A 23,473-nucleotide genomic window follows, 5' to 3' on the forward strand; every position below is an offset into this window, starting at 1 on the left:
TTGCGGGGTGGCCCCCCGCCACCATATCCCCCCCGGGGGGGGGGCGGGGCGCCCCCCTTCGTTGGCCCCAACACCCCCCCCGCCCCCGGCCCCCCCCCGGGGGGCGCCCCCCCCCCCCCCCACGATGACGATGAGGTCCGCGGTCCAGCTGAATTCGAGGCCGGTGGCGAAGGTCGGAACGAGCGCCGCCGCAACCCAGGTGGCGGCGAAGATCAGATAGGGCGTTACGCGGAACAGCCAGGACGCATTGTCCGCCAGCACGACCTCCTTGCGCATCAGCCTGACGAGGTCGCGATAGGGCTGGATCAGCGAGGGTCCCTGCCGCCTGACCAGCCTTGCCTTCACCTTGCGCACGAAGCCAATCAGCAGCGGCGCCAGCAAAAGCACCGAAAGCATCTGCGCGCCCTGCACGGCCAGCTGCGAGATCATGGCCATAGAGCGAGCACCAGAAGCAGGATGATGAGGTAGAGGAAGACCAGCGTCAGGTAGCGGCGGATGGTCAGGAACTGCAGCTGGTTCAGCCGCTCGGTGGCGAAACCGATCGCGCCGGTGATCGGCTGGTAGAAGACCTCCCAGGACACATCGTGCATCTCCACCTTGAGTCGCGCCGGCTCGAGGGCGCCTGGCGCCGGCATCTTCACTGTCTCGCGCGAGCGGAACGCGAAGCCGCCGAAGACGCGGCGAATAGGCTGCGCGAAGCTGACGGCCGTGTATTGCGCGGCTGGCACCGCGTCCGTGAAGCCGCACCCCCAAGCAATGCCCCGGCGCAGCGCGTGCGAGGCGAAGCGGTGAATGAAGAAGGCCGCGAGCGACGCCGAGATGGTGATGAAGACGAAGACCAGCAGGCCGTTATAGGAGCTGCGGCTTTCGGCGATCGGCACGATCGACAGCCAGGGCTGCGCCATCTGCACCGGCATGCGCTCGCCGACGAGTGGAAGCGTCACCGTCGACAGGCTGTCGATGACGAAGCCTGGCAGGATGCCGGCGAGCAGGCAGAAGGCGCCAAGCACGGCCATCGCGGCCAGCGACCAGCGATCGACTTCGTGTGCGCGTTCCACCGCCACCGACCGTGCCCGGCCAAGGAAGGTGATGCCGAATGCCTTGACGAAGCAGGCCGCGGCCAGTGCGGCCGAGAGCGCCAGCATGCCGCCGACCGCGGGCACCATGACCTTCAGTCCCCATTGCGGCAGCTCTGGGCTGCGCAATATGGCCTGGAAGACCAGCCATTCGGAGGCAAAGCCGTTGAAGGGCGGCAGCGCCGAGATCGAGACGCAGCCGATGAGGAAGACGAAGCTGGTCACCGGCAGGCGATGGATGAGGCCGCCGAGCTTTTCCATGTCGCGCTCGCCGGTTGCCGTCAGCACGGCGCCGGCGCCGAAGAACAGCAGGCTCTTGAAGAAGGAATGGTTGAGCACGTGGAAGAGCGCCGCGGTGAAGGCCAGCGCGGCGGCCGACGGCATGCCGTTCGCCTTGAAGGCCAGCGCAAGGCCCAGGCTTGCGAAGATGACGCCGATATTCTCGATGGTCGAATAGGCAAGCAGCCGTTTGAGGTCCTTTTCCATCAGCGCGTGCAGGATGCCCAGCGCCGCCGTCACGCCGCCGATGAGAAGCACCGCCACGCCCGACCACCATCCCGGCTCGCCAAGCAGGTCGAACACCACGCGGACGAAGCCATAGAGGGCCACCTTCGTCATGATGCCGCTCATCAGCGCCGAGACATGGCTGGGTGCCGCCGGATGGGCAAGCGGCAGCCAGGCATGCAGCGGCACGAGGCCAGCCTTGGAGCCGGCGCCGAGCAGCATGAGAACCAGCACCGCGCCGGCGGCGAACGGGCCGGGATGCGCCGTCCGCATCGCGTCGAACGCATAGGTTCCCGCCGGCCCGGCCAGCAGGCCGAAGGCAAGCAGCAGCGCCATCGTGCCGAAGCTTGCCATCACCAGGTAGATGTAGCCGGCGCGCCGGTTGGTCTCATCGCGGTGATGCGCCATGACCAGCGCCCAGGAGGCGAGCGACATGAACTCCCAGGACAACAGGAAGCTGAAGGCGTCGTTGGCCAGCACCACGAGGTTCATGCCGGCGAGGAAGGCGGGATAGAATGGCAGAACCCGATGCGGCTGGGATTCATGCCGGCCATAACCGAGACCGTAGAGGCTGGTGATCGTGCCGCCCAGATTGACGACGACAAGAAAGAACGCCGACAGGCCGTCGAGCCGGAACCGGGCGCCTGTCCAGGGCAGGCCGAGCGGCAAGGTGGCGGAGGCCTCGCCGGGGTTGCCGGCGAGATGGCCGGCAGCAGTCGCGAGCAGTACGGCTGAAATCACAAGCGTCGCGCCATAGACCAGTCGAGTCGCGGCGGCGAGCCGGCTGGCGGCCGCAGCCATTATGGCTGTCGCCAAGAACGCGGCAGGACCGCACAACAGAAGGGGGACGGTCGAATTCACGGCTGGCTCCCGCCGGTTTCGACCTCGCCGCCATCGGGTTCAGACGCCTTGGCGAGATCGAAGCCAGCCTTCAGCCGCACGCCGCGCCCGCCGCCCTGGCTGGTCGCTCCTTCCCCGATCAGCTCGATGCCGGAGATCTCGAGCGCCGCGATCAGCTTCATCAGCGAATCGACATTGCCCCTTATGATCGAGCCGCTGGCTTCCATGCGCTGGATCGTCGGCACCGACAGGCCGGACAATTCGGCAAGCCGGCGCTGATCGATCCCGAGCAGCGATCTGGCTGCGCGCAATTGCGGTGCGGTTATCACCGAGCACTCTCTCGTTCAGGTCTGAGGTATCAGGTCTCGGTGCTACAGCCTACATTAAAATGTTCTATCGTCAAGGATTGATGTGTAGAACATCTATGTTGATGCCGCGACAGTGTGGAGCGAGGGTGCGCAGAACCCCCTGGCCAGATACCGCACCCCACCTGTCCAGCCGGTGTTTAGAGTGCCGCGAAGCGGAAGGGCTCCTCAGCGCTCCACGGCCGCATAAGCCAGGGCCAGGATGCACGGGGAGGTGGCAAAACGGACGGCCAGACGACGGCCCCACGAAGTGACTGCTTCACCCTTTTCGAAATCGACCGCGATGTCCTCAAAACCCAACACGCGACCGTCGAGCGGGAACGATGCCTTGTAGGCCGCCTCCTTGACCGCGAACAGGATACGGCCGCCCAGATTTGGATCGAGATCACCCAGACGATCCTCCGATGCGGCAACCACGGCCCGGAGATCGTCGGGCAATGGCAAGGCGGGCTCGATGTCGACGCCGACGCTTCGCAGCGCGTCGGATCGCGCGATGACTGCCACGGCCATCGTGTCGTCATGCGCGATCGAGCCGACAAGGCCGGCCGGCCAGATTGGGTTTCCCAGTTGGCCGCGCAATATCGCGCGGTTCACGCATCCTCGACGCCTCAGCAATTCATGCGCGATGTGGCGGCCTGCCCCCGTGGCGGCGCGCGCCCCGGGTGCACGCGTCGCCATGGAAGCGCTTTCCGCAGGCAGGATGTATTGTTCGTCGCCGGCGAGGATATGCCGGCAGCCGCCGCTCAGGCCGGGCGGCGCGAGGCCGGCCAATGCCTGCTCGACGGTATGTTGGATGCTCGCCGACATCCCTTGCGGCCGGGTGTTCAACGCTCTATCCGCCCAGTTCGAGCACGGCGATCATCTCGTCGTCCTCGTCCGGTCCTTGCTCGACGAAACCGAAGCCGGCGTAAAGCCGGCGCGCCGCCTCGTTCTCCTGTTCATAACAGATCAAAACGCGGCGGACGTGGCCGCGCTTCGCGATCTCTTCCAGCGCCTTGGCAACAGCGGCGCGGCCGAAGCCTTTGCCTTGCTCCCGGCGGTCGATCATGAAGCGATAGATGATCGCTTCGTCATCGTCCTTTGGCGCACTGTACATGAGGAATCCGACCACGCGCCCGGCGGAGACCACGGCGCGGGCGATCGCCTCGTCATCCTGCTCGGCCTCCGCCAGCGATTCGGCGTTGGAGGCAACGTACTCCTGCTGTTCCGGTAACAGTTCGAGCGCCAGTATCGCCGCCCAGTTGTCCTTGCCGACAGGCTCCAGGGCAATCGGGCGGTCGCTGGTGCTGCCGCTGCGCGTCACGGGGCGTGCCCGACTTCCATCGCACGGGCGTCGATCGGCGTCACCACGCCGTAGAGCTTCGCCGGGTTGCCGCGCCAAACCGTGTTCGGCTCCAGCACCTCGCCCTTCATGACGAAGCAGTCGACGTCGGCCACGGACCCCTCGCCCATCACCACCGCGTAATGAACGAAGGCGGACGGCGCCAGGGTGCAGCCATTGCCGATGCGGATGTAGTCGGACTTGAACGCGCCTTCCTCCAGCGAGTGCGGCTGGATCACGCAGCCTTCGTTGAGCGTCACGTCGTCGCCGATCTCCACCAGCGAGCGCTCGGTGATGATGCAGCCGCCGTCATAGAGGCGCAGCCCCACCTTCACACCCAGCATGCGCAGGATCAGCGGCCGGAACGGGGTGCCGGTGAACAGGCTCATGATCGGCGAGTCCGACAGCTTCCAGTGACGTTCGTGCCGCCAGAAAACCGGGTCGTAGATTGTCGCCATCCTGGGCTTCAAGCGGCGGAAGCCGAGGCTGGCTCGTTCGAGGAAGATGTAGAACGGGATGCCGATCGCCGTGGTCAGCATCACTGCCACGAACAGTGCGGTCTGCCCCCACTCGGTATAGTAGTTAAGCGCGCGGTCCCAGATTGCCAGCGTCAGGAACAGGATCAGCCACTGCGCGGCCACGAACATCAGCGCGGTGACGAGATTGTGCAGGTTCTTCAGGGGCAGGCGGCGACTGCGCTCCTTGTCCGAGATCAACCCAAGAAGCTCCTTGTCGCGATTGACCATGCGCGGAATTTCGAACGGCGGCGAGCCCAGAAGCCCGACATTCTCGCGAATGGGGCCGTCCACCGGCACGTGGACCTTGGTCCCGAGCAGGCAATTGTCGCCGACGCGGGAATCCGGTGAATAGATGATGTTGTTGCCGAAGAAGTTGCGTTCGCCAACCCGGGTATGCTCGAGCCGGAAGGAGTTGGCCGACTTCTGCATGTTCACCATGAACAGACCGTCCGACACCATTGTATGCGAACCGATCTCGCTCAGCTGCGGATTTTCATGCCGCTGGTTGGTGCCGAAATTCGACCCGGTCTGATCCACCTCGTTCAGCTTCCAGCCGATGGCGCGTAGATAATAGACGACGGCGGAACTGTCGCCGAACAGCACGTTCAGCAGCCGCACATTGCTGACCAGTTCCAGCATCGTTTGCAGCCAGTAGTGGAAGCCGTAGAGCGAATAGTTCCGGCCGGGCTTTAGCACGAGGTTGAACAGCCGCGGCACGATGGCCGCCAGCAGCACCCCGCCGATGACGAAGCCCGCCACCGTGACCGTGGTGCCGATTGCCACGATGCCGAGGGTCTCATCATAGTCGTCGCCGACATTTTCCCAGTAGCTGTGGAACAGAAGCGGGAACGGTGTGATGATGGCAAAAAGGATGAAGAGCTGGATCGCCTCGTAGATGGCGCGGCGCACCCGCGACAACGGGACGTTGGGCACTTTGCAGTAGTCCGCCTTGGTGGGGATCGCTGGCGAGCCGTGCCAGTGCTCTCCGGCCGGAACGATCTGCCCGCGATGCAGCGACGAAGCGTGACCGAGCTGGGCGCCATCGCCCATGCGTGTATCGATGTCGAGTGTCGACCCGACGCCGACAAAGGCGTTGTTGCCGATACTGACCGGTCCGGTATGGATGTAGCCGGCCTGCGCCCGAAAACCGAGGATAGTGGAGTCCTTGCGCAGGATCGAGTTGTCGCCGATGGTGATCAGGTCGGTGCAGACCGGAACGGCCCGGCACTCGACGACGGCGCGGCCGCCGAGCCGCGCGCCGAGCAGGCGCAGATAGAGGCTATAGAGCGGACTGCCGCGGAACAGCACGACCGGAGCGCTGCGGACCAGAGTCTTGACGATCCAGAATCGATAGTAACGCCAACCCCAGATCGGAAAGGTTTCGGCCTTCCAGCGGCCGACCAGCAGCCATTTGGCGGCGACGGCGAAGCCGCTCAATCCAAAGAACACGCCGGCGGACAGAAGAACGCAACGCAGATAAAGAGACAGCGGGTCGTCCAGGGCCTCATAGACCCAATTGAGGCCGTCATTGATCGCCCACAAAGCCACATAGCTGTAGACCGCGTAAAACAGCAGCTGGCCGAATCCCGTTGCCCAGATGGCAAGATTGGAGGCCCTGTGCGTCAGCATGGGCTCGCGCGCGGCAACTGCGGCCATCTGAGGTTCCCGCAGATGTTCGGCAAGCTTCGCTATCGTCGGGTGCAGGTAGATGTCGCGCATCGAGGTCGTCGACCAGGCCTTGCGCGAGCGGATGCGCGCGCAGAACCGCGCCATCAACAGCGAGTTCGCGCCGAGGTCGTCGAAGAAGTGGTCTTCGATGGAGATATCCTCGAATTTCAGCACGTCCGCCAGCGTCTCCACGAGGAACTTCTCGTCCTCGTTGCGCGGGTCGATCATCGCATGACCGGCGGCGACACGCGCGCTCGTCGGCTTTGGTAACTTCCTTAGGTCGACCTTGTTGGAAACGGTCATCGGGATCGCGGCCAACTGCTCGAGATAGGCCGGAACCATGTAATCGGGCAGCCGTCGCTTCAGCTCCTGCACGAGAGTGGTGCGATCCACACCGTCACCGCCGCTTTTAGGAGCGTAATAGCCGACCAACTCCGTGCGCTCGGGTTCTATTTCCCAGGTCGTGACCGCCGCCTGCGCGATGCCTGGCTGGTCCAGCAGCACGGCCTCGATCTCGCCCAGCTCAATCCGGTAGCCGCGAATCTTGACCTGCGTGTCGATGCGTCCGTGGTATTCGATCTCGCCCCTGTCGTTGATCCGGCCAAGGTCTCCCGTACGATAGATGCGGCCGCTGGGGTTGTTCGGCAGGCCGATGAAATCATGGATGAATTTCTCGTCGGTCAGCTCCGGCCGGTTGAGATAACCGACCGCAACGCCCATGCCACCGATGCAGATTTCGCCCAACGCGTCGCCGCTCAGCACCTCTGGCTTTTTCGGGTCGAGGACTGCGATCGAATAAGTAGGCAGCGGCCTGCCGATCGTCACCGGTTCGTCCGGTGTCAGCAAGGCCATGGTGGCGGTGACGGTCGCCTCCGTCGGGCCGTAGGTGTTCAGGATCTGGCGGCCGGGCTTCGCCCACCGCACCACGAGCTTGTGAGAGCAGGCCTCGCCGCCGACAAGGATCGCGCGCAGGCTCGGCGCGTCGCTCTCGATCGACGACAGCAGCGTCGGGCTGCAGGCCATGCAGGTGATGTTGTGCTCGCGAAGGAAACTGGCCAGCTCCTCGCCCACCAACGGCTGCTGGCCGGGCGCCGGCACGACGGTGGCTCCGGCGGCGAACGGCACCCAGATCTCCTCCGAAGAGAAGTCGAAGGCGATGGTCATGCCCTGGTACACGCGGTCGCCGGGCTGGTAGCCGTAGGACGCGGCGGCGACGCGGATGAAATTACAGAAGCTCTGATGGGTGATGACCACGCCCTTGGGCTTGCCCGTGGTCCCCGACGTGTAGAGGATGTAGCAGGTCTGATCCTGGCCGCCGTCCGGCAAGGGTTCCGTTTCCGGCTGGAGCGCAATTTCGGACTCCGCCGAATCGATCGAGATATGCGGAACGGGCAGGCGCGCCACGCGCGCGGCATAACCGGAAACGCTGATCACCATCGTGACGTTGGCGTCCTCGATGATCATCACCATGCGGTCTTCGGGAAACGCAGTGGCCAAGGGCACGAATGCCGCCCCGGCCTTCATCACCGCAAGCACCGCGATGTAGGTTTCGGCGGAGCGGTCGAGCAAAAGACCAACCCTGTCGCCTGGCTTGACACCGCGCTCGATCAACAGATGCGCGAACTGGTTGGCGCGGCTGTTCAGCTCGCGATACGACCAGGGTCGACCGCCGGAGATGACCGCGGGCGCCGCGTCGAAGCGGCTCGCCAAGTCGCCGAAGAAGCGGTCCAGCCGCTCATGCGGCTCGCCTTTCTGGATGAAATCTGGCCCGATAAGGATCTGATCGCGCGACGGTGCTACGGTCGTTGCTTTAACCTGCCGAGAATTCTGCTTGCCGGGCTTGGTGGCTTCATTGAGAGACATTGGGAACCTCGCGGGCTATCCGCCCGCAATACAGATTGGTGAAAAGACAAAAACTAGCGAAGTCTTACCAGGGATGCCTTCTTCGCGGCCGGTGGAATGGTCGTACCGCAGCGTATCGGACCGGGTGCTGGCCGACTTCAAGCCGGCCTATGCTGCTGCTCTGATGGCCGATCCGTGACGGTCGCGTCACTTCACGATGATTTGATAGGCCATGCCTCATGCGGCGTCAAACAGCGACGGCGCGGATATCGGCATTCTCGAGGCAGTAGGGTGCGTAACGGAAATCGCGGAGGCTCACGACGAGGTCGTTGCGCCAGTTCAGGAGCATGAAACCACGCAACGCATTGTCCGCCTGCGGGTTGCGGATGAGGATCGCCGGCCGGGCCTCGACGAAGCCGAGCGACAACGCCCAATCGCCGAGGCGGTCGTAATTGCCGAAATAGGTCGAGGCTTCCTTCTTGCCGTTGAGGCGGGTGCGGTTGACGACGTCGACCTGGACGTCCTCGGCGATCAGCGCCCTGACCCCGTCGAAATCACGCGCGTTGAACAGGTCGACATAGCGGCGCAGCCGGCGCTCTTCTTCCGGTTCCAGTTTTGGCATTGCGACGTCGGCTGGCGCCGAAGCCAGCGCCTTCAATTCCGCCCGGCCGCGATGCAGTGCCGCCTTCGTGGCGGCAAGTGTCGCGCCCGTCAACTCGCGGGTCTCATGCAAGGTGAGACCAAGCACGTCTACGAGGATCACGGCACTGCGCTGCGCCGGCGTAAGCTGCATGAAACTGCGCAGGCTTGCCGCCGCCGCGAGCCGAACCTCCGCGTCGGCAGAGACATCTTCAATTCCGATCATATCGGCTTCGGTCATGCGCGAGCGCTCCCGCTGGCGGCGGCGCAGATGATCCTGCGCCGCGTTGTGGGCGATTCGGAACAGCCACTGCTCGAGGCGCTCGACGAGAGCACCGCCATCATGGGCGGCAAGCGCCTTCACCACCGTCTCCTGCACGATGTCCTCGCCCTCGATCACCGAGCCCGCCATGCGCGCGGCATAGCGGTGCAGTTTCGGGCGCAGGCCGATGAGCATGGCTTCAAGTTCCGCGCGGTCGAATTTCGCTGCGCTCATCGGCCTCTTTCTCTGGTTCGCCGGTTCGTGAGCCATGTCGCCCCGGTCAGGCCGGCACAGCCTCATCGGCTTTCGCCAGCATACGATAGTTGCCGACGATCTTCGCCGGCGATCTGGCAAACGGCGTCGAACGCCGAGTGGCGTGATCGGCGCCGAACGCCTTGAACGCGTCGAGTTCGGTCAGCGCCGAGCTGTCCTTGTCGTAACCGACGAGGTGGACGAACTCGCCGTTCTCCAGTTCGAGCACCAGATAGCGCACCGATCGCGGCTGCCCCTCGTCCAGCGCCTCGAACACTTGTTCCACCAGCGCCCGGTTCTCGGCGATGCTGGCGTCCTTCACGCCGTAGCGGATCAGATTGTAGGTCATGGTCGTCTCCTGTTTGCGGGTCTGCATGAGGAAGACGTTCCATGAGCTCGAAAGGATTCCCGGGCGGGTTGCTATCTTTCGATTTGTCTCGTGCGATCAGCCGGCTCCGCCGATCATGGAGGCAATCGTGTCGTCGCCGGCAGATTGCGGCGGCATCCGGCCGCTGGCCAGTTCGATCGACAGTCTGCACAAGGCTGCGTTGACTGGCGTCACCATGCCGTGCAGCCGCCCGAGCAGCACGATCTCGCCATTGAGGAAGTCGGTTTCGAGGGAGCCTGTCCCGCGCACGATGCTCTGCAGCGTCGACGACCCGACGCGCGTTCGGCCGGGAATGGTGGTTATGGTCAGTTCCTCGCGGGGCATCGCGTCGGTCTTGTCCCACGCGATTCCGGCCGCGGTCAGCACCGCTTCCGCCTCGGCGAGCGCCCTGGCATACCATTTCCGCTGAAGCTCGGTGTCCGCCAGCGCCGCATCGATAATGTTGCGAAGATTGGACAGCAGCTTGCGGTATTTGCTGCTCATCACATTGTCCCTGGGGTCGACGATGAAGCCGGACGCACGGAGTATCCCGCGCAGTTTCTTGACCGCGTCGTCGGTTCCGGATGGATAGCGGCCGATATCGAAAGCGCCGATCTTTGGCGTGAAATAAGCCGCGACCTCGCCCGGCGTGTCGTAATCGGCCGGCAGCATCACCGTCGCGCCATAGACATTGGCGAAGAAACGCAGGGCGAGCGGCTCGTTGGCGACGCCGTTCTGGAAGCAGAATATCGGCTGGGCGGAAACGCCTATCGCGTTGAGCCGCTGCAGCGCGCCCAGCGTATCGGGCGTTTTCATCGTCAGCAGCACGGCATCGTCCGGCCTGAACGAAATCTCCGCCGGGTCGGCATGGACGGGAAAATGCGCGGTCCTGGTGCCTTGCGGTGTGGAAAGCGACAGCCCAGACGCGCGGATGGCATCGAGCTGCCTGCCGCGGGCGATGCCGACCACGTCATGTCCGGAGAAACTCAGCTGGGCCGCGATGGCGCCGCCGATCGCGCCGATTCCATAGACGATGATGCGCATGTCGTTCTCATAGCGATTGGAGTTCGTTCACGAGAGCAATGCCGGAAAAAATGGGAGCTGTTTTCCGTGTGGAATTGCGTCAAACAAAACATAGGGCCCTTCGCTGTTTCCGTGAAACGATGAAGCGCCCTATGTCCTCCGTTCACGCAATCGTGGCCGCGGCCGCCCGTCCGGCGCTGCGCCCCGAAAAGATGCATCCGCCGAGGAAGGTGCCTTCCAGCGCCGCATAGCCATGCACGCCGCCGCCGCCGAAGCCGGCTACCTCGCCGACCGCGTAGAGCCCCGGAACCGGCTGTCCGGCGGCATCGAGAACGCGGCTGTCGAGGTCGGTCTCAAGCCCGCCCAGCGTCTTGCGGGTCAGGATATTGAGGCGCACCGCAATCAGCGGACCGTTTGCCGGATCGAGCATCTTGTGGGGTTTTGCCGTGCGGATCAGCTTGTCACCAAGATAGGCGCGGGCGCCGCGCAGCGCCGTGATCTGCGCGTCCTTGGAGAACGGGTTGTCGAGCTGCCTGTCGCGGGCGCGGATCTCGCGCTCGACCTGGGCGAGGTCCAGCAGTGGCTCGCCGCCGGCCAGCGCGTTCATGCCCGCCACCAGCTTCGAAAGATCGGTCTCGACGATGAAGTCTTCGCCTTTTTCCATGAAGGCTTTCACAGGACCGGGAATGCTTGATGTCGCGCGGCCCAGCACCTGCCGCCAGCTTTTGCCGGTGAGGTCCGGGTTCTGCTCCGAGCCCGACAGCGCAAATTCTTTCTGGATGATCTTCTTGGTCAGGATGAACCAGGAATAGTCGAAACCGGTGCTCATGATGTGGCTGAGCGTGGCCAAAGTGTCGAAGCCCGGATAGAGCGGCACCGGCAATCGGTTGCCGCGCGCGTCGAGCCACAGCGAGGAGGGGCCGGGCAGTATGCGAATCGCGTGCTCGGACCAGATCGGCGCCCAGTTCCTGATGCCCTCGACATAGTGCCACATGCGGTCGCGGTTGATGACCCTGCCCCCGGCAACCTCGGTGATCGCCAGCATGCGCCCGTCGACATGGTCGGGCACGCCGGTGATCATCCGATTGGGAGGCGCGCCCAGGCGCTCAGGCCAATTCTTGCGCACCAGCCCGTGATTGCCGCCGATGCCGCCGGAAGCGACGATCACCGCTTGCGCGCCAAGCTCGAACTCGCCGGCCACCATGCGCGAGCTCTTGCGGCCGCGTTCGACGCTGCTCGCCTCCAGCACGTCGCCGCGCACGCCGGTGACGGTATCGCCGGTGCGGATGATCTCGTTGACCCGGTGGCGGAACTTGAACTGCACGAGCCCGCGCTTCTCCGCCTCGCGCACGCGCAGCACGAACGGCTCGAGCACGCCGGGCCCGGTGCCCCAGGTGATGTGGAAGCGCGGCACCGAATTGCCGTGGCCTACGGCATTGCCGCCACCCCGCTCGGCCCAGCCGACCACGGGGAAGAATTTCAGCCCGCGCTCGATAAGCCAGGAACGCTTCTCGCCGGCGGCGAAGCCGACATAGGCTTCAGCCCATTTGCGCGGCCAGAAATCCTCCGGACGGTCGAAGGCGGCGGTGCCCATCCAGTCCTCGAGCGCGAGGTCGTGCGAATCGCGGATGCGCATGCGCCGCTGCTCCGGCGAATCGACCAGGAATAGCCCGCCGAAGGACCAGAAGGCCTGGCCGCCCAGCGACTGCTCCGGCTCCTGATCGACGATGACGATTTTCTTGCCGGCCTCCGCCAGCTCGGCCGCGGCGACGAGACCCGCCAGCCCCGCGCCGACAATGATCACGTCCGCGTCAGCCATTTTTCCTCCCGGGATGAGCCGGCAAACCTGCTCGGAAGCGTTAGACGGTCTCCCAGCCGTCCTTCTCGCCGGCGCGGAAGATGGCGTCGATGACCTTCTGGTTGAGCACCGATTCCTCCAGCGTGAAGACGCGGTCCTTGCCGCCCTGGGCGGCGCGCACAAAGGCCTCGCATTCCAGCCGGTATTGCTGCGTGCCGGGAAAGCGGAACACCTGCGCCTCGGTGTGGTTCTGGTTGTGCAGCTCGATGCGATGGTGCTCGTAGAGCCCGGCATTGAACGGGCCGAAGACTTCGATGAAGCCTTTCTCGCCGTGGAACACCATCTCCTGGCGCGCCGCCATCTGCGTCGACAGATAGAAGGACAATTCGAAGTCGCCGAAATCGGCGCGAATCGAGGAGTAGATGTCGGTGCCGAAGGTCGTGTCGCGCTCGATCGTCGCCTGCACGCGCAGCGGCTCCTTGCCGGTCGAGAACCGCGTCGACACCGTTGGATAGACGCCGATATCGGGCAGCGCGCCGCCGCCGAGATCGAGCTTGTTGCGCATGTTATTGGGATCGACATTGTAATAGGAGAACGCGCCCTGCACGTGCCGCAGCCGGCCGATGGCACCGCTGGCGATGAGATCGCGCACCTTGATCCATTGCGGATGGTACACGACCATGAAGGCCTCGCAGACCAGCACATTCTTCTGGTCGCGCAGCTTGATCAGCGGCGGGATGTCCTTGGCGTCGAGCGCGAGAGGCTTTTCCACCAGCACATGTTTTCCGGCCTCGATTGCCTTGGCCGTCCATTCGACATGCTGCGAGGTCGGCAGCGGGATGTAGACGCCGTCGACGTCCGGCGAGGCAAGCAGCTCCTCATAGGACCCGAAGGCATGGCGGGCGCCGAAACGCTCGCCCACCACCTTGGCCTTCGACAGATCGCGGCTGGCGATCGCCGACAGAATGCCGTTCTCCGAATCCACGATTGCCGGCAAAAGCTGCTCGCGGCCGATCTTCGCCGTCGACAGAACACCCCATCGGAACATCACGCTTCTCCATGTCGGTTACATCGATGGAGGTGTGCCCCAATTCCGGAGAAAAGCCAATCGCAGACGCTCCGTGCAGCTTGGCGCATGCATTGTCTAATGTAGCGCTGGTCGACTCCCACTCCGTCTCGGCTTCGCCGAGCCACCTCTCCCCGATCGACGGGGTAGAGGAAAGGCGCCAAGCTTTTTTTGCCGTCGACGCTCGTCCAGCAACGCTCCCTTCCTTTCCCTCCGGAGGGGGGAAAGGTGGCGCTGCGAAGCAGCGACGGATTGGGGGAACCACGTGGCGATCAAGCCGAGGCCTGATCAGTTAGTCACAGAACATGAGTTCATTGCCTAGCCCGGCTTTGCCGGGGGCGAGGAAATGTGCCGCGCCTACCCCCTCTTCCCCGTCAGCGTCATGTCGAAATCGACGACGTTGGAATAGAGCGGCGTCCCGACATCCATTCCGTAGCGTGACCGCAGCACCTTGCCGGTGACGTGGAATTTGATCGTGCCGGATTTCAGCCCGCCGAGCTCGGCGGTGAATTTTTCCGGAAACGTCTTGCCGCGCGCCGTCAGCCGGCCGGTCACGACCGCCGTCGTGTCGCCGGTGCGCGTCACGTTTGTAGAGCGGAACTGTATTTCCGGATTGTTGGCCGCGTCGAACACCGCGTCGGAACGCAGGAAGGCGTCGATGCGGCCCTGCCCGGTACCGACGCTCTCAGGATAAATGGTGAGGTCGACCTTCGAGTGGCCGACATCGCCATTGTCGATGCGGATCGTGCCCTTGAAGCGGCCGAAGGCGCCGTCGAAACCGCCGCCGCCGGCCTTGCCGATGGTGAAGCGGATCGAGGAGCCCGACGGGCTGATCGTGTAGCTGCCGGCGGCGTCGCTGAGCGCCACAGCGGCAACGGCAGGCACGGCAAGGCAAGCGGCAAAAGCCGCCATTCCGAGGATACGCGCGTTCATGGGTTTGTTCCTTCCGCAGCTTTTCTGCGTTCTCGCCCCACCAACGAATGATGGCGCGGTTCTATTCCCTGCCTGACGAAGGTGTGATCATCCGTGTCAGCACGCTATCGCGCAGCAGGAAATGATGGCGCAGCGCAGCCGCGATATGCAACGCCACCAGCGCGATGCCGGCATAGGCGAGATACCAATGCGCGGAAGCCCAAAAGCTCTCCGCGGCGTCGGATTCGGCGAGCGGAAGATTGGGCATCACGAACAGATCGAAGGGCATGGTCGGGATTTCCAACGTCGATACCGACACCAGCGCCCAGCCCGAGAGCGGCAGCGCGATCTGGAAGGCATAGAGCGCGAAATGCGCCAGCGGCGCGGTCCTACGTTCCAGCGTTCCCACCGAGCCCGGCAGTACCGGCGACGCATTGCCGAGCCGCCAGGCGATGCGCAGGATGATCAGTCCCAGCAGCAGGAAGCCGAAGGATTTGTGCAGCTGGATCAGCTCAAAGGATGTCCGCTGGCTTGCCGTGCGCACCATGACGACGCCGAGCGCGAACTGGCCGATGAAGATGACGCCGATCAGCCAGTGCAGGATGATCATCGGCCAGCCATAGCGGGTGGGGGTGTTGGTGAGGGAACGCATGCGAGGCGAACGAAGCCGGTGGCAGCTTTCTTCCGCCTCTGCCTGAAGGCGGGCTGCGCTGCCGGATGCAATTGTACTTTTCGCGGGGACGAGCTACCCGTTCACCTTGAAGAAATCCACGAACGCTCTGAGCGCCGGCCGCATCTGGCGACGGCTCGGATAATAGACGAAGAAGCCGTCGAAGGCAGGACACCAGTCCTCCAGCACGCGGATGAGCCTTCCGTCGGCGAGCGGCGCGCGGGCATAAGGTTCAAAGACGAAGGCGAGGCCTGCCCCGTCGATGGCCGCTTGGGCGATCAGATGGTCCTCGTCTAGAATCAGTGGCCCTTCGACCGCTATCTCGATTTCCTCGCCGCCCTGCTCGAACTCCCAGCGATAAAGAATGCCGCTGGAAAACCGGAAGCGGATGCAGCGATGGTCGGCGAGATCTCGGGGATGACGCGGCTTCGGCATGGAAGCGAAATAGGATGGCGCGGCGACCACCGCGCCGCGGAGGTCGGGCCCGATGCGCACCGCGATCATGTCGCGCTGCAGGCTTTCGCCGAGGCGCACGCCGGCGTCGAAGCCGCCTTCGACAACGTCGGTGAAGCGATCCTCGATGACGATCTCCAGCACGATATCGGGATAGGCCGCGGCAAAGGCGCCGAGCCTGGGCGTCAGCGTCAGGTGGGCGGCCGTGCGCGGCACGGTGAGCCGCAGATTGCCCGCCGGCCCGTCGCGCGCCTCGACCGCCGTCTCCAGAGCGAGGTCGATCTCGGACAGAGCCGGGCGCAGCCGTTCGAGAAGCTGCGCCCCTTCTTCGGTCGGCGCGACGCTGCGCGTGCTGCGCGCCAGAAGCCGCACGCCCAGCCGCGCTTCCAGGCTCGACACCGCGTGGCTGACCGCCGAGGGCGCGATGCCGAGCTCGCGCGCCGCGCCGCGAAAGCTGGCGCACTGGGCGACGGTGGCGAGTACGGCGAGCTGGGAGAGGTTGGTCCGGTTCATTGATCTACATATTAGAACAAGCCATACAAAGAAGAGCCGATTATCGAGCGGGCTGCAAGGCCTTATTTCCTGCCCATCGCAATAAGGAGATGCGCCATGCAAACCCGCAAACTAGGCACTGAACTCGAAGTCTTTCCCGTCGGCCTCGGCTGCATGGGCATGAGCTTCGCTTATGGCGGCCAGCCGGAGGCGGAATCGATCGCCACCCTGCGCCGCGCCGTCGAAATCGGCGCGACCTTCTTCGACACGGCCGAAGTCTATGGTCCGTTCGAGAACGAAATCCTGCTCGGCAAGGCGCTGAAGCCGGTGCGCGACAAGGTGACGATCGCCACCAAGTTCGGCTTCAAGATTTCCGAGCACGGCTCGGGCATCGACCGCATGATCGGTGTCGACAGCCGCCCCGAGCATGTCAAGGCGGTGGCGGAGGCCTCGCTGAAGCGGCTGGGCACCGATGTCATCGACCTCTACTATCAGCACCGCGTCGATCCCAATGTGCCGATCGAGGACACGGTCGGCGCCATGGCGGAACTGGTCCGCGAGGGCAAGGTCCGCGCGCTAGGCTTGTCGGAGGTGAGCGCTGCCACGCTGCGCCGGGCGCATGCCGTGCACTCGATCGCCGCCGTGCAGAGCGAATATTCGCTGTGGAGCCGCGATCCCGAGGACGAGATCTTCGCCGTCTGCCGCGAGCTTGGCATTGGTTTCGTGCCCTACAGCCCGCTCGGCCGCGGCCTGCTCACCGGCGCGCTCGCCAAGCCCGACGCGCTCGGCGCCGGCGACTGGCGCCTCACCTTGCCGCGCTTCCAGGCCGAGGCGATGGAAGCTAACAACGCCGTCATCGCGATGCTGGAGAAGTTGGCGGCCGAGAAGGGCGTGACACCGGCTCAGCTGGCGCTCGCCTGGGTGCTGCATCAGGGCGATTTCATCGTGCCGATCCCGGGGGCAAGGAAGATACGGCACCTGGAGCAGAACACGGCGGCGGCCGGGATTGAGCTGAGTGCTGCCGAGGTGGCGGCGATCGGCGATGCATTGTCGCCCGACAAGGTGGTCGGCAAGCGCTATACGGAGGAATTGCTGGCGCTGGTGAATGGGTGAGCAAAGGGCGCTTCGGCCTTTCGTTGAGAGGTAGGGCCTCGCGCGGACGTTTCTTATCTCTGCACCCTCTACCACGGCACCACCTCAATCTCCGGCCAGCACGCCTGCGCCCTTCTCCCCTTCGTCTCATGGGTCCGCTGATTGTCCAGCACCCTATTCGGCGTGATCCGAAACGAAAAGATATTATCCAGCCCAAACGGCGCCACCAATTCCAGGGTCCCGTCACTGCCGTACCGCACTCCCACCGCATGCGTCTTCGACGCGAAATAGCTGACGGATTCGCTCGAACTCGCATAGCGCGGGCATTCCCGGCCGAACTTCTGCGGATACCACAGATGCACCCGCGCCTGGTTGCGCACCTCGACCGGCAACGGCAGCCCTTCGAAATGCGCCGCCGCCCGACGGATCACCGCGTCCTCGGCCTCGTAGGAAAGATCGGCGTCGTCGAAATAGAACAGGTCGACATCCTTGATGCCGTAGCCCGGCGGCTTGCCGGTGAGATAGTTCCACACGCTGTTGTAGAGCGCGCCGGAAACCACCAGCCAATCCGGCAAGGCAAGTTCCCGCACCCGCGCCAGCGTCTCGGCCAACAGCGGGTTGGCCGCGATGATGCCGAGGAAAGCCGCGCGTTGCGTTTCGAAGGGAAGGCCGGAGTAGCGGAGGTGGTCCATCACCCTTTGGAGGGCGATTCGCCACCTTCCGGCAATCCCTTATGCTCTGAGCACGCCGCCCGTCTGCTTGTTGACATTATCGACGATGCGCTTGGCCAGCGCCTCGAAATCCTCGTCGGTCAGCGTCTTTTCGACCGGCTGGATCGACACCTCGATGGCGATCGACTTCTTGGCTTCGCCGAGCGACGCGCCCTCGAAGACGTCGAACACCGAAACGCCGGTGACCAGCTTCTTGTCGGCGGCGAGCGCCGCCCGCACCAGCGTGCCGGCCTCGACCGTTCTTTCGACGACGAAGGCGAAGTCGCGCTTCACCGCCTGGAAGGGCGACAGCTCCAGCTTCGGCTTGGTGCGCGTCGGCTTGGCCTTCGGCTCCGGCACGGCGTCGACGAAAACCTCGAAGCCGCAGATCGGGCCGGACGCGTCGAGCCCGTCCAGCGTCTTCGGATGGAACTCGCCGAACGTGCCGAGCACCGTCTTGGGGCCGAGCTTGATCGTGCCGGAGCGGCCGGGATGGTACCAGGCGGGGCCGCCGGGCTCGATCTGCAGCCGGTCGACCGGAGCGCCGCAGGCTTCCAGTGCTGCGATCGCGTCCGCCTTGGCGTCGAACACGCCGACGGGCCCGGCATTGCCGGCCCAGCTGCGGCCCGAACCTTCGAGCTTGGCCGTGCCGCGCCGGACGCCCGCAGCGACGCGCCGCTGCTGATCGGCCAAGTCGCCCTCATAGGTGCCGGAGACCTCGAACAGCGCCACGTCGCCGATGCCGCGGTCGGCATTGCGCTGCGCCGCGGCGATCAGGCCGGGCAGCAGCGAAGGCCGCATGTCGGACATGTCGGCGGCGATCGGATTGGCGAGCTTCAGCGCCGTCTGGCCGCCGCCGAAGAGTTCGGCATGCTTGGCCGGGATGAACGACCAGGTCACGGCTTCCATCATGCCGCGTACGGCGAGCGCCCGCTTGGCCGCGCGGGTGCGCACCTGCAGCGTGGTCAGGATCTTGCCGTTGACGGCGTCATGCGAGGTCAGCGGCTGCGGCGCGATGTTGTCGACGCCGTGGATGCGCATCACCTCTTCGACGAGATCGGCCTTGCCATCAATATCCGGCCGCCATGAGGGCACCGTCACCTTGAGGACGTCGCCCGAGCCCTGTGGCTCGAAGCCGAGACGGGTCAGGATGCCGAGGGTTTCTTCTTTTGGCACCTCGATGCCGGTCAGCCGCTTCACTTCCGGCAGCGGGAAGGAGACGATCATCGGCTTGTGTCCGGCATAGCCGGCAACCTCGATCTCAGAAGGCGTGCCGCCGCAGAAATCGAGCACCAGCTTCGTTGCGAGCTCCACGCCCGGCACCATGAATTCAGGGTCGACGCCGCGCTCGAAGCGGTAGCGCGCGTCGGTGATGATGCCGAGCGCGCGGCCGGTGCGGGCCGTGGTGATCGGATCCCAGAGCGCCGATTCGATCAGCACATCGGTGGTGTTCTCGTCGCAGCCCGAATGCTCGCCGCCCATGATGCCGGCGATCGATTCCACGCCATTGTCGTCGGCGATCACGCACATTTCGGGCGTCAGCGTGTATTCGCGTCCGTCGAGCGCCAGCACCTTCTCGCCGTCCCTGGCGCGACGCACCACGAGGTTGCCGGCGACCTTCTTCGCGTCGAACACATGCAGCGGCCGGCCGCGGTCGAAGGTGACGTAGTTGGTGATGTCGACCAGCGCGCTGATCGGCCGAAGCCCGATGGCGATCAGCCGCTGCTGCAGCCATTTCGGCGACGGGCCGTTCTTGACGCCCTTGACCAGCCTCAGCGCGAAGCCCGGGCAGAGCTCCGGCGCCTCGATCGTGACCTTGACCGGGCACAGGTCCTGGCCGGCATGCGGCATGATCGCGCCGCCGGTGAGCCGGCCGAGCCCGCTCGCTGCGAGGTCGCGGGCAATGCCGTAGACGCTGGTCGCATCCGGCCGGTTCGGCGTCAAATTGATCTCGATGACGGGATCGTCGAGATGCGCATAAGCCGCGAAGCTGGTGCCGACCGGCGCATCTTCGGGCAGGTCGACGATGCCGTTATGCTCGTCGGAGATCTGAAGCTCGCGCTCCGAGCACATCATGCCATGGCTCTCGACGCCGCGGATCTTGCCGACCGAGAGCGTCACGTCGATGCCCGGAACATAGGTGCCAGGCGCCGCGAAGGCGCCGATCAGGCCAGCGCGGGCATTGGGCGCGCCGCACACGACCTGCACCGGCGGCTTGCCGTTGCCGGTGTCGACGGTGAGCACCCGCAGCCGGTCGGCGTCGGGATGCTGCACCGCCGTCAGCACTTTGGCGATGACGAAAGGCTTCAGCCCCGCCTTGTCGTCGACATGTTCCACCTCGAGGCCGATCGCGGTCAGCCGCTCGACGATCTCGGCAAGCGAGGCGTCGGTCTCGAGATGGTCTTTGAGCCAGGAGAGGGTGAATTTCATGGTTCTGTTCCGTTCGGTCCTTGCCCTTCAGGTCGGGGCACGCTTGTCTTCAGATGCCTGGGCAAATCGTCCGGCATGTGCAGGAAGGGCAGTTGCTCACGCACATAGGCATGTAGCGTCGGCTTGAAATAGGCCGGCATGTCCATGGCGCCGAGCATGAAATAGATCCGGTTGTCGAGCCGCCGGTCGACATAGGCGATCGGCGAGCCGCAAATGCCGCAGAAGGAGCGCTCCACCGGGCCGTTGCGGTAGCTCTTCAGCGATTTGCCTTCGAGCGTGACCTGGTCGGCCATGAAGCCGACAAAGGCCGACACCGGCGCGCCGCTGGCGCGCCGGCAGTCGCCGCAATGGCAATAGCTGATGTGGTGCGGCTCGGCCGAGGCCTGGAACCGCACCGCGCCGCAACGGCAGCCGCCGGTGTGAGGTGCCGTCATGCAGACAGCCCCCCGAACAGCGTCGGCAGATCGAGCGGCCGGAAGCCGTAATGCGACAGCCAGCGCACATCGGCATCGAAGAAGGCGCGCAGGTCCGGCATGCCGTATTTCAGCATGGCGATGCGGTCGATGCCCATGCCCCAGGCAAAGCCTTGATATTCGTCGGGATCGAGGCCGCCGTAACGCAGCACGTTGGGATGCACCATGCCGCAGCCCAGGATCTCCATCCAGTCGGAGCCTTCGCCGAAGCGCACTTCGCCTGGACGTGAGCGGTCGCACTGGATGTCGACCTCGAGGCTGGGCTCGGTGAACGGGAAGAAGGAGGGGCGGAAGCGCATCTTGACGCTCGGCACCTCGAAGAAGGCCTTGCAGAACTCCTCCAGCACCCACTTCATGTTGGCGATGTTCGCGGATCTGTCGATCACCAGCCCTTCGACCTGGTGGAACATGGGCGAATGCGTGGCGTCGGAATCCTGCCGGTAGGTCTTGCCGGGGATGACGATGCGGATCGGCGGCTTCTGCCGCTCCATGGTGCGGATCTGCACGGGAGAGGTGTGCGTGCGCAACAGCTTGCGCTCGCCCTTCTCGTCCGGCTGGAAGAAGAAGGTGTCGTGCATCTCGCGCGCCGGATGTCCTTCCGGGAAGTTGAGCGCGGTGAAATTGTAATGGTCGGTCTCGATATCCGGGCCTTCGGCGATCGAGAAGCCGAGATCGCCGAAGATCGCCGCGATCTCGTCGATCACCTGGCTGATCGGATGGATGCGGCCGCGCTCGGCCGGCGACTGGCGCACAGGGAGCGTGACATCGACCTTCTCGGCGGCGAGCCGGGCGGCGATCGCCACATCCTTCAGCTCCGCCTTGCGCTGGGTGAGCGCCTCGGTGACGCGGTTCTTGAGGCCGTTGATCGCCGGGCCCTTCACCTGCCGCTCCTCGGCGCTCATGGCGCCCAGCGTCTTCAGCATTTCGGAGACCGAGCCCTTCTTGCCCAGCGCCGAGACGCGCACCGCCTCGATCGCGGCCTCGTCCGCGGCCGCCGCGATCTCGGCGAGCAAAGAAGCTTCCAGGGCTTCAAGATTTCCAGCAGTGGCGTTCACGGCGAAACTCTCTTCGTTCGGGCGGACAGCACCCATGTGGTGCGTCACCATCTTGGTTTGATCAGGCAAAAAGAAAAACCCGCGCCAGCCGTGCCAGCGCGGGTTCCCCAAATCAGTACTAGAAATGCTTGGGAAGCGCTGGCTTAGGCGACAGCGCTCTCAAAAGCATTCGGCGTGGTGTTCTTCAGATATTCGAGCGCGACCTTGGCCTTGGCGACCAGCGCGGCGAAAGCCTGCGGCTCGTGGATGGCCATGTCCGAAAGGATCTTGCGGTCGATCTCGATGCCGGCCTTGTTGAGGCCGTCGATGAAGCGGCCATAGGTCAGGCCGTGCTCATGCACCGCCGCGTTGATGCGCTGGATCCACAGCGCGCGGAACGAGCGCTTGCGGTTCTTGCGGTCGCGGTAGGCATACTGCAGCGACTTCTCCACCGCCTGCTTGGCGATGCGGATGGTGTTCTTGCGGCGGCCGTAGAAGCCCTTGGCGGCTTTCAGGACCTTCTTGTGCTTGGCGTGGGCGGTGACGCCTCTCTTTACGCGTGCCATGTCATGATCTCCTTAAACGCTGTCCAGACCGAAATGCTCAGAGGCCGTTCGGCAGAAAATTCTTGATGACCTTCTTGCCGTCCGGTTCAGCCAGAACCATCGTGCCGCGGGCATCGCGAATGAACTTGTTGGAACGCTTGATCATGCCGTGGCGCTTGCCGGCGGCAGCCGACAGCACCTTGCCGGTGGCAGTAATCTTGAACCGCTTCTTGGCGGCCGATTTGGTCTTCATCTTGGGCATTTTGCTTTCCTTTCGTAGGGGCCCACAATCGGGCCGATGTTCGCTTCGGGCCGACCAAAGCCCGAAAAGCAAATGAAACCGCCACGGCATGCCCTGCCGGGCGGTTTTCTGGAACGGCGGTCCTATAGATCAAAGACGGCCGGTGTGCAACACCTCAACGAGTGCGTTGCCCTGTCCCGTGGTCAGGGCAGCGTGAACCACACCGGCAGCATGCCCGACTGCTGCATGCCGTCGATCAGTTCGAAGGCCGGCAGCGCCACCAGGAACACCAGCCCGTCAAGCAGGGTGTTCAACAGCAGTCGCGGCTTGAAGCCGTCGGTGTCGCCCTCCTGGTAGAGCCTGGGGTTCGGGAAGAAGCGCGGCACGTTGGAGAGATACGCCGCATAAGGGGCGCCGAGAACTTCTTTCAGATACCGTTCCTCGCGCAGGATAACGATGTGGAACGCGCCGGCGCACAGCAGCGCAAAGAGAATGATGCCTGAAAACGAGCCGATCTGCGCGCCGACGCCGGCGGCTGCCACCGTCGAGAACAGATAGAGCGGGTTGCGGGTGATCGAATAGGGCCCGCCGGTGACCACTTCGGAGGATTTGCGTCCGCCGATATAGAGCGTCGACCACAATCGCCCGACAATGCCGAGAAAGATCAAGAGCACACCGAACATCTCGATCGACTCGTGCATCGGCGTGTTGGGAGGGAACGTCGACTGGCCGAACAAGAGCGCCGCAAACAGCACCACGATCAGCACCGCCAGCACGATCCGGCGCATATGCTGGTAGCCGCCCAACCCTTCCTTCTGGTTGTCGGCCGGGACCTTCACTTCATCGACCATGATCCATTCCGACCGTCGATTTGCTCGCG

The 23,473-nt window shown here is 64.5% G+C and carries 22 protein-coding genes; 1 reads left to right on the plus strand and 21 read right to left on the minus strand.

What is annotated here, in order from left to right:
* From P9272_RS26330 to P9272_RS26395, 14 genes are all read right to left on the minus strand, one after another.
* Positions 1–435 (minus strand): NADH-quinone oxidoreductase subunit H (locus P9272_RS26330; RefSeq protein ID WP_278162791.1); only part of this gene is annotated, 435 nt, incomplete at its 3' end.
* Positions 426–2,441 carry a hydrogenase 4 subunit B gene (hyfB, locus tag P9272_RS26335; protein WP_278162792.1) on the minus strand — a complete coding sequence of 672 codons (2,016 nt, stop codon included), beginning with the start codon at positions 2,439–2,441 and terminating at the stop codon, positions 426–428. The genes hyfB and P9272_RS26330, both read right to left, overlap by 10 nt.
* The gene (locus P9272_RS26340; RefSeq protein WP_128258605.1) at positions 2,438–2,749 is read right to left on the minus strand and encodes a helix-turn-helix transcriptional regulator; all 312 of its coding nucleotides are present in this window, start codon (positions 2,747–2,749) and stop codon (positions 2,438–2,440) included. The genes hyfB and P9272_RS26340 overlap by 4 nt, the downstream gene beginning before the upstream one ends.
* 204 nt (positions 2,750–2,953) lie before the next feature.
* Positions 2,954–3,613, minus strand: coding sequence for a 4'-phosphopantetheinyl transferase superfamily protein (locus P9272_RS26345; RefSeq protein ID WP_278162793.1), 660 nt, complete (start codon positions 3,611–3,613; stop codon positions 2,954–2,956).
* A 4-nt stretch (positions 3,614–3,617) separates the two neighbouring features.
* Entirely contained in the window at positions 3,618–4,088 is a 471-nt protein-coding gene (locus P9272_RS26350) for a GNAT family N-acetyltransferase (RefSeq protein ID WP_278162794.1), read from the minus strand.
* Positions 4,085–8,155 (minus strand): Pls/PosA family non-ribosomal peptide synthetase, encoded by a 4,071-nt coding sequence (locus P9272_RS26355; protein ID WP_128258604.1) that lies wholly within the window; start codon positions 8,153–8,155, stop codon positions 4,085–4,087. Before P9272_RS26355 ends, P9272_RS26350 begins: the two co-directional genes overlap by 4 nt.
* Before the next feature lie 226 nt (positions 8,156–8,381).
* Positions 8,382–9,269, minus strand: a complete 888-nt coding sequence (locus tag P9272_RS26360; protein ID WP_128258603.1) for an RNA polymerase sigma factor — start codon at positions 9,267–9,269, stop codon at positions 8,382–8,384.
* A gap of 46 nt (positions 9,270–9,315) precedes the next feature.
* Complete coding sequence (locus P9272_RS26365; protein ID WP_278162795.1) at positions 9,316–9,636, minus strand: hypothetical protein; 321 nt, start codon at positions 9,634–9,636, stop codon at positions 9,316–9,318.
* Between the two features lie 96 nt (positions 9,637–9,732).
* Entirely contained in the window at positions 9,733–10,698 is a 966-nt protein-coding gene (locus tag P9272_RS26370) for a 2-dehydropantoate 2-reductase N-terminal domain-containing protein (RefSeq protein ID WP_278162797.1), read from the minus strand.
* 142 nt (positions 10,699–10,840) lie between these two features.
* Positions 10,841–12,496 (minus strand): FAD-binding dehydrogenase, encoded by a 1,656-nt coding sequence (locus P9272_RS26375; protein WP_278162798.1) that lies wholly within the window; start codon positions 12,494–12,496, stop codon positions 10,841–10,843.
* A 40-nt stretch (positions 12,497–12,536) separates the two neighbouring features.
* Positions 12,537–13,523 (minus strand): Gfo/Idh/MocA family oxidoreductase, encoded by a 987-nt coding sequence (locus tag P9272_RS26380; RefSeq protein ID WP_278162799.1) that lies wholly within the window; start codon positions 13,521–13,523, stop codon positions 12,537–12,539.
* 375 nt (positions 13,524–13,898) lie between these two features.
* On the minus strand, positions 13,899–14,474 hold the full coding sequence (locus P9272_RS26385; protein WP_278162800.1) for a YceI family protein: 576 nt from the start codon (positions 14,472–14,474) through the stop codon (positions 13,899–13,901).
* A 61-nt stretch (positions 14,475–14,535) separates the two neighbouring features.
* Positions 14,536–15,105 carry a cytochrome b gene (locus P9272_RS26390; RefSeq protein WP_278162802.1) on the minus strand — a complete coding sequence of 190 codons (570 nt, stop codon included), beginning with the start codon at positions 15,103–15,105 and terminating at the stop codon, positions 14,536–14,538.
* 93 nt (positions 15,106–15,198) lie between these two features.
* Entirely contained in the window at positions 15,199–16,089 is an 891-nt protein-coding gene (locus tag P9272_RS26395) for a LysR family transcriptional regulator (RefSeq protein WP_278162804.1), read from the minus strand.
* A 96-nt stretch (positions 16,090–16,185) separates the two neighbouring features.
* Here P9272_RS26395 and P9272_RS26400 point away from each other — a divergent pair, with 96 nt between their 5' ends.
* Positions 16,186–17,181 carry an aldo/keto reductase gene (locus P9272_RS26400; RefSeq protein ID WP_278162805.1) on the plus strand — a complete coding sequence of 332 codons (996 nt, stop codon included), beginning with the start codon at positions 16,186–16,188 and terminating at the stop codon, positions 17,179–17,181.
* 68 nt (positions 17,182–17,249) lie between these two features.
* Here P9272_RS26400 and P9272_RS26405 read toward each other — a convergent pair whose 3' ends face one another.
* The 7 genes from P9272_RS26405 to P9272_RS26435 form a co-directional block, all read right to left on the minus strand.
* Positions 17,250–17,852: a nucleotidyltransferase family protein gene (locus P9272_RS26405; RefSeq protein WP_278162806.1), complete on the minus strand. Its 603-nt coding sequence runs from the start codon at positions 17,850–17,852 to the stop codon at positions 17,250–17,252.
* 39 nt (positions 17,853–17,891) lie between these two features.
* Positions 17,892–20,300, minus strand: coding sequence for a phenylalanine--tRNA ligase subunit beta (pheT, locus tag P9272_RS26410; protein ID WP_278162807.1), 2,409 nt, complete (start codon positions 20,298–20,300; stop codon positions 17,892–17,894).
* Positions 20,297–20,734, minus strand: coding sequence for a GFA family protein (locus P9272_RS26415; protein WP_278162808.1), 438 nt, complete (start codon positions 20,732–20,734; stop codon positions 20,297–20,299). Before P9272_RS26415 ends, pheT begins: the two co-directional genes overlap by 4 nt.
* Complete coding sequence (gene pheS / locus P9272_RS26420; RefSeq protein ID WP_128258592.1) at positions 20,731–21,864, minus strand: phenylalanine--tRNA ligase subunit alpha; 1,134 nt, start codon at positions 21,862–21,864, stop codon at positions 20,731–20,733. The genes P9272_RS26415 and pheS overlap by 4 nt, the downstream gene beginning before the upstream one ends.
* Before the next feature lie 107 nt (positions 21,865–21,971).
* Positions 21,972–22,373, minus strand: a complete 402-nt coding sequence (gene rplT / locus P9272_RS26425; protein ID WP_071100686.1) for a 50S ribosomal protein L20 — start codon at positions 22,371–22,373, stop codon at positions 21,972–21,974.
* A gap of 37 nt (positions 22,374–22,410) precedes the next feature.
* Positions 22,411–22,614, minus strand: coding sequence for a 50S ribosomal protein L35 (rpmI, locus tag P9272_RS26430; protein WP_027166935.1), 204 nt, complete (start codon positions 22,612–22,614; stop codon positions 22,411–22,413).
* Positions 22,615–22,796: 182 nt separating this feature from the next.
* On the minus strand, positions 22,797–23,444 hold the full coding sequence (locus P9272_RS26435; RefSeq protein WP_128258591.1) for an isoprenylcysteine carboxylmethyltransferase family protein: 648 nt from the start codon (positions 23,442–23,444) through the stop codon (positions 22,797–22,799).
* Positions 23,445–23,473: the final 29 nt, after the last annotated feature.

Origin of the sequence: Mesorhizobium sp. WSM4976, assembly GCF_029625685.1 — a bacterium.
Classification (GTDB): Bacteria; Pseudomonadota; Alphaproteobacteria; order Rhizobiales; family Rhizobiaceae; genus Mesorhizobium.